Origin of the sequence: Pseudomonas aeruginosa, from assembly GCF_001457615.1 — a bacterium.
Classification (GTDB): Bacteria; Pseudomonadota; Gammaproteobacteria; order Pseudomonadales; family Pseudomonadaceae; genus Pseudomonas; species Pseudomonas aeruginosa.
In genome coordinates, this window is the sequence record NZ_LN831024.1 from 2,816,128 (window position 1) to 2,830,530 (window position 14,403).

Genomic DNA, 14,403 nt, shown 5'->3' on the forward strand with positions numbered 1-14,403 from the left:
TGTACGGCGCGCGCCGGCAAGGCGTCGAGGCGACGCTGCCCGATTTGCCGATCCAGTATGCGGACTATGCGATCTGGCAACGACACTGGCTGGAAGCCGGCGAACGCGAGCGCCAGCTGGAGTACTGGATGGCGCGGCTGGGCGGAGGGCAGAGCGTGCTCGAACTGCCGACTGACCGCCAGCGCCCGGCGCTGCCGAGCTACCGTGGCGCGCGCCATGAACTGCAGTTGCCGCAGGCGTTGGGCCGACAGTTGCAGGCGCTGGCGCAGCGCGAAGGGACGACGTTGTTCATGCTCCTGCTGGCCTCGTTCCAGGCGCTCCTGCATCGCTACAGCGGCCAGGACGAGATCCGCGTCGGCGTGCCGGTGGCCAACCGCAACCGGGTCGAGACCGAGCGGCTCATCGGCTTCTTCGTCAACACCCAGGTGCTGCGCGCCGATCTCGATGCGCAGATGCCGTTCCTTGACCTTCTACAGCAGACCCGTGTCGCCGCGCTCGGCGCCCAGTCACATCAGGACCTGCCGTTCGAGCAACTGGTCGAGGCTTTGCAGCCGGAGCGCAGTCTCAGCCACAGCCCGCTGTTCCAGGCCATGTACAACCACCAGAACCTGGGTTCCGCAGGTCGCCAGTCGCTGGCGGCGCAGTTGCCGGGGCTGAGCGTCGAGGACCTCTCGTGGGGCGCGCACAGCGCGCAATTCGACCTGACCCTGGACACCTACGAATCGGAACAGGGCGTGCACGCCGAATTCACCTATGCCACCGACCTGTTCGAGGCTGCGACCGTGGAGCGCCTGGCACGTCACTGGCGCAACCTGCTAGAGGCCGTCGTCGCCGAGCCGCGGAGACGCCTCGGCGACCTACCGCTGCTCGACGCCGAGGAGCGCGCCACGCTGCTGCAACGCAGCCGTCTGCCGGCGAGCGAATATCCCGCCGGGCAGGGTGTGCATCGCCTGTTCGAGGCCCAGGCCGGGCTGACCCCGGACGCGCCGGCCTTGCTGTTCGGCGAGGAACGCCTGAGCTACGCCGAACTCAATGCGTTGGCCAACCGCCTCGCCTGGCGTCTGCGCGAGGAGGGTGTCGGCAGCGATGTACTGGTCGGTATCGCGCTGGAGCGCGGCGTACCCATGGTGGTGGCCCTGCTGGCGGTGCTCAAGGCCGGTGGCGCCTATGTGCCGCTGGATCCGCAGTATCCCGCGGACCGCTTGCAGTACATGATCGACGACAGCGGACTGCGCCTGTTGCTCAGCCAGCAAAGCGTGCTGGCGCGCCTGCCGCAGTCGGATGGGCTGCAAAGCCTGCTACTCGACGACCTGGAGCGACTGGTGCACGGCTACCCGGCGGAAAACCCGGACCTGCCGGAGGCGCCCGACAGTCTCTGCTACGCGATCTACACCTCCGGTTCCACCGGCCAGCCGAAAGGCGTGATGGTCCGCCATCGAGCCTTGACCAACTTCGTCTGCAGCATCGCCCGGCAACCGGGCATGCTGGCGCGGGACCGTCTGCTGTCGGTGACCACCTTCTCCTTCGATATCTTCGGCCTGGAGCTATACGTACCGCTGGCGCGTGGCGCCAGCATGCTGCTCGCCAGCCGCGAGCAGGCCCAGGATCCCGAGGCCCTGCTCGATCTGGTCGAGCGGCAGGGCGTCACGGTATTGCAGGCGACCCCGGCGACCTGGCGGATGCTGTGCGACAGCGAGCGTGTCGACCTGCTGCGTGGCTGCACCCTGCTGTGCGGTGGCGAGGCGCTGGCGGAGGACCTGGCGGCGCGTATGCGCGGATTGTCGGCATCGACCTGGAATCTCTACGGGCCGACCGAGACGACGATCTGGTCGGCACGGTTCCGCCTCGGCGAAGAGGCCCGGCCGTTCCTCGGCGGGCCGCTGGAAAACACCGCTCTGTACATCCTCGACAGCGAAATGAACCCATGTCCGCCCGGCGTCGCCGGCGAACTGCTGATCGGCGGCGACGGCCTGGCGCGTGGCTACCATCGCCGCCCCGGCCTGACCGCCGAACGCTTCCTGCCCGACCCGTTCGCCGCCGACGGTTCGCGCCTGTACCGCACCGGCGACCAGGCTCGCTACCGCGCCGATGGGGTCATCGAATACCTTGGACGGATCGACCATCAGGTGAAGATCCGGGGATTCCGCATCGAACTCGGCGAAATCGAGACGCGCCTGCTGGAGCAGGACAGCGTGCGCGAGGCGGTGGTCGTCGCCCAGCCGGGGGTGGCCGGGCCGACCCTGGTGGCCTACCTGGTGCCCACCGAGGCCGCGCTGGTCGACGCCGAGTCGGCGCGCCAGCAGGAACTGCGCAGTGCATTGAAGAACAGCCTGCTGGCGGTTCTCCCGGACTACATGGTGCCGGCGCACATGCTGTTGCTGGAGAACCTGCCGCTGACGCCGAACGGCAAGATCAACCGCAAGGCGCTGCCGCTGCCGGACGCGAGCGCGGTCCGGGACGCCCATGTCGCGCCCGAGGGCGAGCTGGAACGGGCCATGGCGGCGATCTGGAGCGAGGTCCTCAAGCTCGGCCACATCGGTCGGGACGACAACTTCTTCGAGCTGGGCGGCCACTCGCTGCTGGTGACCCAAGTGGTTTCCAGGGTACGCCGCCGCCTCGACCTGCAGGTGCCGCTGCGTACCCTGTTTGAGCACAGCACCCTGCGCGCCTATGCGCAGGCCGTGGCGCAGTTGGCGCCGGCCGCCCAGGGCGGGATCGTCCGATGCGCCAGGGACGCATCGCCGCAGCTGTCGTTCGCCCAGGAACGCCAGTGGTTCATCTGGCGCCTGGATCCGCACAGCGCGGCCTACAACATCCCGGTGGCGTTGCGTCTGAAGGGACCGCTGCGGCGCGATGCCCTGCAGGGTGCCCTGGACCTGCTGGTGCAGCGCCATGAAACGCTACGCACCACCTTCGTCGAACACGATGGTGCGCCGCGGCAGGTCATCCACCCGACGCTGCCGATAGCCATCGAGGAGCGACGACCGCCGGTGGCCGGCGAAGACCTGAAGGGGCTGGTGGAAACCGAGGCCCATCGGCCGTTCGACCTGCAACGCGGACCGCTGCTGCGGGTCCTGCTGTTGCCGCTGGCGACGGACGAATGCGTGCTGGTGCTGACTCTTCACCACATCATCGCCGATGGCTGGTCGATGCAGGTCCTGGTGGACGAACTGATCCGCGTCTACGCCGCGCTTCGGCATGATGAGCCCCCCGCGCTGGCGGAGTTGCCGATCCAGTACGCCGACTTTGCGGCCTGGCAACGCCAATGGATGGATGGCGGCGAGCGTGAGCGTCAACTGGGCTACTGGGTTTCCCGCCTGGGCGGCGAGCAGCCGTTGCTGGAGTTGCCCAGCGACCGGCCGCGCCCGCAGCAGCAGAGCCATCGCGGCCGGCGCATCGGCATCCCGTTGCCGGCGGAACTCGCCGAAGCCCTGCGGCGGCTGGCCCAGGCCGAGCAGGGCACGCTGTTCATGCTGCTGCTGGCCTCGTTCCAGGCACTCCTGCATCGCTACAGCGGGCAGAATGACATTCGTGTCGGAGTACCCATCGCCAACCGCAATCGCGAGGAGACCGAGGGGCTCATCGGCTTCTTCGTCAACACCCAGGTGTTGCGCGCCGAACTCGACGGGCAACTGCCGTTCCGCGAGTTGCTACGGCAGGTCCGGCGGGCGGTGGTGGAAGCGCAGGGTCATCAGGACCTGCCGTTCGAGCAACTGGTGGATGCGTTGCAGCCGGAACGCAGCCTCAGCCATGCGCCGTTGTTCCAGGTGATGTACAACCACCAGCGCGACGATCATCGCGGTTCGCGTTTCGCCTCCCTGGGCGAACTCGAGGTCGAGGACCTGGCCTGGGACGTGCAGACCGCGCAGTTCGACCTGACCCTGGATACCTACGAATCCTCCAATGGCCTGCTTGCCGAACTGACCTATGCCACCGATCTCTTCGACGCGTCGAGCGCCGAGCGCATCGCCGGCCACTGGCTGAACCTGCTCCGGTCGATCGTGGCCCGGCCGGAGGCGCGCATCGCCGAGCTGAAACTTCTGGACGAGGCCGAAGCGCGTGCCGACCTGCTGCAATGGAACCCCGGTCCGCAGGACTTCACCCCGGCTTCCTGTCTGCACCGCCTGATCGAGCGCCAGGCCGCCGAGCGACCGCGGGCGACGGCAGTGGTCTACGGCGAACGCGCGCTCGACTACGGCGAATTGAACCTGCGGGCCAATCGCCTGGCGCACCGGCTGATCGAACTCGGTGTCGGCCCCGACGTGCTGGTCGGCCTGGCGGCCGAGCGCAGCCTGGAGATGATCGTCGGTCTGCTGGCGATCCTCAAGGCCGGCGGCGCCTATGTCCCGCTCGATCCGCGCTACCCCAGCGACCGGCTGGGCTACATGATCGAGGACAGCGGCATCCGCCTGCTACTGACCCAGCGCGCGGCGCGCGAGCGCTTGCCGCTCGGCGAGGGCCTGCCCTGCCTGCTGCTGGACGCGGAGCATGAGTGGGCCGGCTACCCGGAGAGCGATCCGCAGAGCGCCGTCGGCGTCGATAACCTGGCCTATGTGATCTATACCTCCGGCTCTACCGGAAAACCGAAGGGTACCCTGCTGCCGCATGGCAACGTGCTACGCCTGTTCGATGCCACTCGGCACTGGTTCGGTTTCTCCGCGGACGACGCCTGGAGCCTGTTCCACTCCTACGCGTTCGATTTCTCCGTCTGGGAGATCTTCGGCGCATTGTTGCATGGCGGCAGGCTGGTCATCGTCCCGTACGAGACCAGTCGTTCGCCAGAGGACTTCCTGCGCCTGCTGTGCCGGGAACGGGTGACGGTGCTGAACCAGACGCCGTCGGCCTTCAAGCAACTGATGCAGGTCGCCTGCGCCGGCCAGGAGGTTCCGCCGCTGGCCCTGCGGCATGTGGTGTTCGGTGGCGAGGCGCTGGAAGTGCAGGCCCTGCGCCCATGGTTCGAGCGTTTCGGCGATCGAGCGCCGCGCCTGGTCAACATGTATGGGATCACCGAGACCACGGTGCACGTGACCTATCGTCCGCTGTCGCTGGCGGATCTCGACGGCGGGGCGGCCAGTCCGATCGGCGAGCCGATCCCGGACCTGTCCTGGTATCTGCTCGACGCCGGGCTGAACCCTGTGCCCAGGGGCTGCATCGGCGAGCTGTATGTGGGGGGCGCGGGATTGGCGCGGGGCTATCTGAATCGCCCCGAGCTGAGTTGCACGCGCTTCGTGGCCGATCCGTTCTCCACGACTGGGGGACGTCTGTACCGGACCGGCGACCTGGCCCGCTATCGATGCGACGGGGTGGTCGAGTACGTCGGTCGGATCGACCACCAGGTCAAGATTCGCGGCTTCCGCATCGAACTGGGCGAAATCGAGGCCCGCCTGCTCGCACAGCCGGGCGTGGCCGAGGCGGTCGTGCTGCCTCACGAGGGGCCGGGCGCTACGCAACTGGTCGGCTATGTCGTGACGCAGGCGGCGCCAAGCGACCCCGCCGCGTTGCGCGACACGCTGCGCCAGGCCTTGAAGGCGAGCCTGCCGGAGCACATGGTGCCCGCCCACTTGCTGTTCCTCGAGCGCCTGCCGCTGACGGCCAACGGCAAGCTGGACCGGCGCGCCTTGCCCGCCCCGGACGCCAGCCGCCTGCAGCGGGACTATACCGCGCCGCGCAGCGAGCTGGAGCAGCGCCTGGCGGCGATCTGGGCGGATGTGCTGAAGCTTGGCCGCGTCGGCCTGGACGACAACTTCTTCGAACTTGGCGGCGACTCGATCATTTCCATCCAGGTGGTCAGCCGCGCGCGCCAGGCCGGGATCCGGCTGGCGCCCAGGGACCTGTTCCTGCACCAGACGATCCGGGGCCTGGCCGGCGTGGCCGTCGAGGGCCGGGGCTTGGCCTGCGCCGAACAGGGGCCGATCAGCGGGAGCACGCCGCTGCTGCCGATCCAGCAGATGTTCTTCGAACTGGATATCCCGCGGCGCCAGCACTGGAACCAGTCGGTCCTGCTGGAGCCGGGGCAGGCACTCGACGGTACGCTTCTGGAAACGGCGCTGCAGGCGTTGCTGGCGCACCACGATGCGTTGCGCCTGGGCTTCCGCCTCGAAGACGGGACCTGGCGCGCCGAACACCGCGCGGTCGAGGCCGGCGAGGTGCTGCTGTGGCAGCAGTCGGTCGCCGACGGCCAAGCGCTGGAAGCCCTGGCGGAGCAGGTCCAGCGCAGTCTCGACCTGGGCAGCGGGCCACTGTTGCGCGCGCTGCTGGCGACGCTCGGAGACGGCAGCCAGCGGTTGTTGCTGGTGATCCACCATCTGGTGGTGGACGGGGTTTCCTGGCGGATCCTCCTCGAAGACCTGCAGACCGCCTACCGCCAGTTGCAGGCCGGCCAGGCCGTTGCGCTACCCGCCAAGACCAGCGCCTTCAAGGCGTGGGCCGAACGCTTGCAGGCGCATGCCCGCGACGGCGGCCTGGAGGGCGAGCGCGGCTACTGGCTGGCGCAGCTCGAAGGTGTATCCACCGAACTGCCCTGCGATGATCGCGAGGGTGCGCAATCGGTCCGGCATGTCCGTTCGGCACGTACCGAGCTGACCGAAGAGGCCACGCGCCGGTTGTTGCAGGAAGCGCCGGCGGCCTACCGGACCCAGGTCAACGATCTGCTGCTCACCGCCCTGGCGCGGGTCATCGGTCGCTGGACCGGCCAGGCGGATACCCTCATCCAGCTCGAAGGACACGGGCGCGAGGAGCTGTTCGAGGACATCGACCTGACCCGCACGGTAGGCTGGTTCACCAGCCTGTTCCCGCTGCGCCTGTCGCCGGTGGCGGAGCTGGGCGCTTCGATCAAACGGATCAAGGAGCAACTGCGCGCGATTCCGCACAAGGGGCTGGGTTTCGGCGCCCTGCGTTACCTCGGCAGCGCCGAGGATCGGGCGGCGCTGGCGGCCCTGCCGAGTCCGCGCATCACCTTCAACTACCTGGGACAGTTCGACGGCAGCTTCTCCGCCGATTCCTCCGCGCTGTTCCGTCCCAGCGCCGATGCGGCCGGCAGCGAGCGCGACAGCGACGCGCCGCTGGACAACTGGCTGAGTCTCAACGGCCAGGTCTATGCCGGCCGGCTCGGTATCGACTGGAGCTTCAGCGCCGCGCGTTTCAGCGAGGCGAGCATCCTTCGCCTCGCCGATGCCTATCGCGACGAGCTGCTGGCGCTGATCGAGCATTGTTGCGCCGCCGATGTCGAAGGCGTGACCCCTTCGGACTTCCCCCTGGCCGGGCTCGACCAGCGGCAACTGGACGCTTTGCCCCTGGCGGCGGGCGAGGTGGAGGATCTCTATCCGTTGTCGCCGATGCAGCAGGGTATGCTGTTCCACAGCCTGTACCAGCAGAACAGCGGCGACTACATCAACCAGATGCGTCTGGACGTGGAAGGCCTGGATCCCCAACGCTTCCGCGAGGCCTGGCAGGCGGCGCTGGATGCCCACGAAGTCCTGCGCAGCGGGTTCCTCTGGCAGGGCGCGCTGGAAAAGCCGCTGCAACTGGTGCGCAAGCGCGTCGAGGTGCCGTTCAGCGTGCACGACTGGCGCGACCGCGCGGATCTCGCCGAGGCGCTCGATGCCCTCGCCGCCGGCGAGGCCGGGCTCGGCTTCGAACTCGCCGAGGCGCCGCTGCTGCGGCTGGTGCTGGTGCGTACCGGCGAGCGCCGGCACCACCTGATCTACACCAATCACCACATCCTGATGGACGGCTGGAGCAACTCGCAATTGCTCGGCGAAGTCTTGCAGCGCTACCGCGGCGAGACGCCGTCGCGCTCGGATGGGCGCTATCGCGACTACATCGCCTGGCTGCAACGCCAGGATGCGGGTCGCACCGAGGCGTTCTGGAAGCAGCGCCTTCAGCGGCTGGGCGAGCCGACCCTGCTGGTTCCGGCGTTCGCCCACGGGGTGCGGAGTGCCGAGGGCCATGCCGATCGCTATCGGCAGCTGGACGTCACCACGAGCCAGCGCCTGGCAGAGTTCGCCCGTGAGCAGAAGGTGACGCTCAATACCCTGGTCCAGGCGGCCTGGCTGATACTGCTGCAACGCTTCACCGGGCAGGACACCGTGGCCTTCGGTGCCACCGTATCCGGTCGTCCGGCGGAGTTGCGCGGGATCGAGGAGCAGATCGGCCTGTTCATCAACACGCTGCCGGTGGTCGCCAGCCCGTGTCCGGAGCAGCCGCTCGGCGACTGGCTGCAGGCGGTGCAGGGCGAAAACCTGGCGCTGCGCGAGTTCGAGCACACGCCGTTGTATGACATCCAGCGTTGGGCCGGGCAGGTCGGCGAGGCCCTGTTCGACAACATCCTGGTATTCGAGAACTACCCGGTTTCCGCAGCGCTGGCGGAAGAGACACCGACGGACATGCGGATCGACGCGCTTAGCAACCAGGAGCAGACGCACTATCCGCTGACGCTGCTGGTGAGCGCCGGAGAGACCCTCGAACTGCACTACAGCTATTCCCGCCAGGCTTTCGACGAGGCGGCGATCGAGTGCCTGGCGGAACGCCTCGAACGCTTGTTGCTGGGGATGTGCGAAAACCCGGGGGCGTCGTTGGGCGAGCTGGACAGCCTGGCTGTCGCCGAGCGCTACCAGTTGCTGGAAGGCTGGAACGCCACTGCTGCCGAGTACCCGCTGCAACGCGGCGTGCACCGGTTGTTCGAGGAGCAGGTCGAGCGCACACCGACGGCACCGGCGCTGGCCTTCGGCGAGGAGCGCCTGGACTACGCCGAGCTGAACCGCCGGGCCAACCGCCTGGCGCATGCCCTGATCGAGCGCGGGATCGGCGCGGACCGCCTGGTGGGCGTGGCCATGGAACGTTCTATCGAGATGGTCGTGGCCCTGATGGCGATCCTCAAGGCCGGCGGCGCCTACGTGCCGGTGGACCCGGAGTATCCCGAGGAGCGCCAGGCCTACATGCTGGAGGACAGCGGCGTGCAACTGCTGCTCAGCCAGTCGCACCTGAAGCTGCCGCTGGCGCAAGGTGTGCAGCGGATCGACCTGGACCAGGCCGATGCCTGGCTGGAAAACCATGCCGAGAACAATCCAGGGGTCGAGCTGAACGGCGAGAATCTTGCCTATGTCATCTACACCTCCGGTTCCACCGGCAAGCCCAAGGGCGCCGGCAACCGCCATTCGGCGCTGAGCAACCGCTTGTGCTGGATGCAGCAGGCCTACGGCCTGGGCGTCGGCGACACGGTGTTGCAGAAGACCCCGTTCAGCTTCGACGTGTCGGTCTGGGAGTTCTTCTGGCCGCTGATGAGCGGAGCACGTTTGGTGGTGGCCGCGCCGGGCGACCATCGCGATCCGGCGAAGCTGGTGGAGCTGATCAATCGCGAGGGGGTCGATACGCTGCACTTCGTGCCGTCGATGCTGCAGGCGTTCCTGCAGGATGAAGACGTCGCCTCCTGCACCAGCCTGAAACGCATCGTTTGCAGCGGCGAGGCACTGCCGGCGGACGCGCAGCAGCAGGTGTTCGCCAAGCTGCCGCAGGCCGGCCTCTATAACCTCTATGGCCCGACCGAGGCGGCCATCGACGTCACCCACTGGACCTGCGTGGAGGAGGGCAAGGACGCGGTGCCGATCGGCCGGCCGATCGCCAACCTGGCCTGCTACATCCTCGATGGCAACCTGGAGCCGGTGCCGGTGGGCGTGCTCGGCGAGCTGTACCTGGCCGGTCGGGGCCTGGCCCGTGGCTACCACCAGCGTCCGGGGCTGACTGCCGAGCGTTTCGTCGCCAGCCCGTTCGTGGCCGGGGAGCGGATGTACCGCACCGGCGATTTGGCGCGCTACCGCGCCGACGGGGTGATCGAGTACGCCGGGCGGATCGACCACCAGGTGAAGCTGCGCGGCTTGCGCATCGAGCTGGGCGAGATCGAGGCGCGCCTGCTGGAGCATCCGTGGGTGCGCGAGGCGGCGGTGCTGGCGGTGGACGGCAGGCAGTTGGTCGGCTACGTGGTGCTGGAGAGCGAGGGCGGCGACTGGCGCGAAGCGCTGGCCGCGCACCTGGCGACAAGCCTGCCGGAATACATGGTGCCGGCGCAGTGGCTGGCGCTGGAGCGGATGCCGCTGAGTCCGAACGGCAAGCTGGATCGCAAGGCGTTGCCGAAGATCGAGGCGGAAGACGGACTCGGCGAATACGTGGCACCGGCCAGCGAACCGGAGCGGCAACTGGCGGCGATCTGGGCGGATGTCCTGGGACGCGAGCGGGTTGGCGTGACCGACAACTTCTTCGCCCTCGGCGGCGACTCGATCGTCTCGATCCAGGTGGTCAGTCGAGCGCGCCAGGCCGGATTGCAACTGAGCCCGCGCGACCTGTTCCAGTTGCAGAACATTCGCAAGCTGGCCGAGCGCTGCAGCGCGGCGGCGCCCGTCGCAGAGCCGGCGAGCGTGCCCGACGGCGCCGTCCTGCACAATCTGCTGCCGCAGCAAGTGCAGGCGCTGCCGTTGCCCCACGAACGGCTGGAACACCTCTACAGCCTTTCGCCGATGCAGCAGGGCATGCTGTTCCTCGGGCTGAACAGCCCGGACGCCGAGTTGTACATCAACCAATTGAGCATCGCGGTCGACGGACTCGATCCGCAGCGCCTGCAACGCGCCTGGTCGGCGGTGGCGCAGCGCCATGAAGTGTTGCGCAGCGGCTTCCTCTGGCTGGACCAGGAAGAGCCCCTGCAATTTGTCCTGGCCGATCCCGGGCTGCCGTTCGAGGTCCTCGACTGGCGTGGGCGGGCGATAAGCGACGAAGCGCTGGAACAGGTCGCGCAACAGGAGCGGCGCAAGGGCTTCGACCTGGGCCAGCCGCCGCTGCAACGGATACGCCTGCTGCGCCTGGGCGAGGATCGCTACCAGTTGATCTGGACCTACCACCACATTCTCATCGATGGCTGGAGCACTTCGCAGCTGTTCGGCGAGATACTCGAACTCTATTCCGGCGGCAGCCTGCCGCCCGCCGTCCCTTACCGGCACTACATCGCCTGGCTGCGGGCGCGCGATGGCAAGGCCAGCGAGGCCTTCTGGCGCCGCCAACTGGCACGCATGGACGAGCCGACCTATCTGGCCGACGCCTTCAACGCTGCCCGCGAAGGATATGGGCACCAGGCGTTGTACACGCGCCTGGACAGCGATGCCACCGAGCACCTGAAACGTTTCGCCCAATCCCAGCGAGTGACGCTCAATACCCTGGTACAGGGCGCCTGGCTGCTCCTGCTGAGTCGCTACAGCGGCCAGCGCTGCGTGTCCTTCGGCGCCACCGTTGCCGGTCGGCCGGCCAGCCTGGAGGCGTCGGAACGGATCCTCGGGCTGTTCATCAATACCTTGCCGGTGGTCTGCGAAGTGGCGCCGGAACAGTGCGTCGGCGATTGGCTGAGAGCCTTGCAGGACTACAACCTGGAGATGCGCGAGCAGGAGTACACCCCGCTCAGCGACATCCAGCGCTGGGCCGGGCGCAGTGGTCAATCGCTGTTCGACAGCATCATCGTGTTCGAGAACCATCCGGTTGACCGGACGCTGCGTGACTGGCGCGACGATTCGCTGCGCTTCGGCGAGATGCGCAGCGCAGGCCTGACCAACTTCCCCATGGACCTGATGGTGACCAGCGACGATTCCGGCCTGGCGATCGAATACATGTTCCTGCGCGAGCACTTCGCCGTGGCTTCGGTCGAGCGCCTGCGCACGGATATGGAAGGGCTGCTCGCAGCCTTGAGCGGCGACGCCGAGTGCCGCCTGGGCAACATCGGCTTGCCGAGTGCCCGGGTGCCGTTGGCGGATGGCGCGTGTCCGGATCGGTATCCGCTGGTACACCAGCGCATCGGCGAGTGGAGCCGGCGCACGCCGGACGCCACCGCGCTGGTGTTCGACGAGCGCAGCCACTCGTTCGCCGAGCTGGACGCGCGGGCCAACCGCCTGGCGCATGCGCTGGTCGAGCGCGGCGTGGCGGCCGATGTGCGGGTCGGTGTGGCGCTGCCGCGCGGCACCGAACTGGTCGTTGCGCTGCTCGCCGTGCTCAAGGCCGGTGGCGCCTATGTGCCGCTGGACCTGGCGTATCCGCGTGAGCGACTGGCTTACCTGATGCAGGACTCCGGCATCGCCCTGCTGCTGAGCGAAAGCCAGGCGCTGGTGCAATTGCCGGTGCCCGCCGGCGTGCCCGCCCTGGCCCTGGACCGCCTGGATCTGCTGGAGCATCCGGCGCAGGCGCCGCAGGTCGAGGTCCATCCCGCCAACCTCGCCTACGTCATCTATACCTCCGGCTCCACCGGCCTGCCCAAGGGCGTCGCGGTGAGCCATGGTCCTCTGGCGATGCACATCGACGCGGTCGGCGAGCGCTACGAGATGACCCCGGCCGATCGCGAGCTGCACTTCATGTCGTTCGCTTTCGACGGCGCCCATGAGCGCTGGCTGACCGCCCTGGGCCACGGCGGCAGCCTGCTGCTGCGCGACGATGCGCTGTGGACGCCGGAGCAGACCTACGCGGCGATGCAACGCCACGGCGTGACGGTTGCCGCGTTCCCGCCGGTCTATCTGCAACAGCTGGCCGAGCATGCCGAGCGTGACGGCAACCCGCCGCCGGTACGTATCTACTGCTTCGGCGGCGACGCGGTGCCGGTGGCCGGTTTCGAACTGGCCAAGCGCGCGCTGAAACCGCGTTACATCATCAACGGCTATGGCCCGACGGAAACCGTGGTCACGCCGCTGATCTGGAAGGCTGCCATGGACACCGAATGCGGCGCTGCCTATGCGCCCATCGGCAGCTTCGTCGGCGAGCGCTGCGGCTATGTCCTGGACGCTGACCTGAACCCGTTGCCGGCGGGCGTGGCCGGGGAGCTGTACCTCGGTGGCGTCGGCCTGGCGCGAGGCTATTTGCAGCGGCCGGGGTTGAGCGCCGAGCGCTTCGTCGCCAACCCGTTCAGCCGTGCCGGCGAGCGTCTCTATCGCACCGGCGACCTGGTTCGTCAGCGCGAGGATGGCACCTTCGACTACCTCGGGCGCATCGACAACCAGGTCAAGGTGCGGGGCTTCCGCATCGAACTGGGCGAGATCGAGGCGCGCCTGCAGGATGCCGGCGAGGTCCGCGAAGCGGTGGTGGTTGCCCGCGACGCGGCGAGTGGCAAGCAACTGCTCGGCTATGTGGTCGCGGAAGATGGCGCGGACGCCTCGGGCCTGCTCGAGCGCTTGCGCGAGCGCCTCAAGCGCGATCTGCCGGAGTACATGGTGCCGGCGCACCTGGCCCTGCTGCCGGCGATGCCGCTGACGCCGAACGGCAAGATCGACCGCAAGGCGCTGCCGGACATCGACGTCACCGCCAGCGAGGCCTACGTGGCGCCGCGCAATGAGCTGGAGCTGGCCCTGGCTGGTATCTGGCAGGAAGTGCTCGGTATCGCAAGGATCGGTGTGCACGACAACTTCTTCGAACTGGGTGGCGACTCTATCCTCAGCATGCAGGTGGTGGCCAAGGCCCGTGCCCTGAAGAAGCTGGGCTTCAGCCTGAAGCTGCGCGACCTGATCCAGAAGCCGAGCATCGCCGCCTTGTCCGGGTACGACGACAGCGCTGCGCCGCCGTCGCCGATCCTGGCGCTGAACGCGGCGGTGGACGGATGCCCGCCGCTGTTCTGCGTGCATGCCGGCTTCGGCACGGTGTTCGACTATGAACCGCTGGCCCGGCGCCTGAATGGCCGCCGTAGCGTACTGGCGATCCAGGCCCGCTCGCTGCTGGATCCGAACTGGCGGGACGCTTCCCTGCAACGGATGGCCGAGGATTACGTCGCGCTGATCCGCCAGCGCCAGGCCGAGGGTCCCTATCACCTGCTCGGCTGGTCGCTGGGAGGGACCCTGGGCATGCTGATGGCCGCCGAGCTCGAGCGGCAGGGACAGCAGGTGGCCTTCCTCGGTCTGCTGGACAGCTATGTGCCGGGAACCGAGGCGCCCGCCGCCGATGACTGGCGCGAGGATCTGCTGGACTTCCTCAGCGTCAGCGCCGGCCTGGAAACCCGTCCGCCACTGGCCGCCGGGTTGGAGCAGCGCGACAACGTCAGCGCCGCCATCGCCGAGTGCCTTGGCGTCGGCCAGACCGGGAAGGGAGGGCTGGGCTGCGACGAACTGGCCCAGGTATTCCTGGTCGCCCGGCAGCTCAAGCAACTCTCCGGGCAACTGGATAGTTGCTCGCCGATCCAGGTCCGGCCGCTGTGCTGGTGGACGCGCGGGCGTGGTGAAGAGGTGCGGGCGCTGTCGCGGCAATTGGGTGGTCAGCCTCTGGCCGGTCGGGTCGCCGCGTGCGGGCATTTCCAGATACCCCATGCGCAGGAGGTGCTCGACTCCCTGGTGGAGGCGCTTGAAGAAATCCACGGCAGCCTCGTCTATTCATGACGAAGCTTTGGCCGGCCCCGCCGGG

At 68.2% G+C, this 14,403-nt stretch carries 1 protein-coding gene (only partly in view); it reads left to right on the plus strand.

Features of this window, described 5'->3' with window-relative positions; all coding sequences use genetic code 11:
* Positions 1-14,378, plus strand: partial view of a non-ribosomal peptide synthase/polyketide synthase gene (locus tag AT700_RS13005; protein WP_048521087.1) — the 3' portion only. 598 nt of this gene lie to the left of the window's left edge; 14,378 of the gene's 14,976 nt are visible here — the last part of the coding sequence; the start codon falls outside the window, past its left edge; the stop codon is at positions 14,376-14,378.
* Positions 14,379-14,403: the final 25 nt, after the last annotated feature.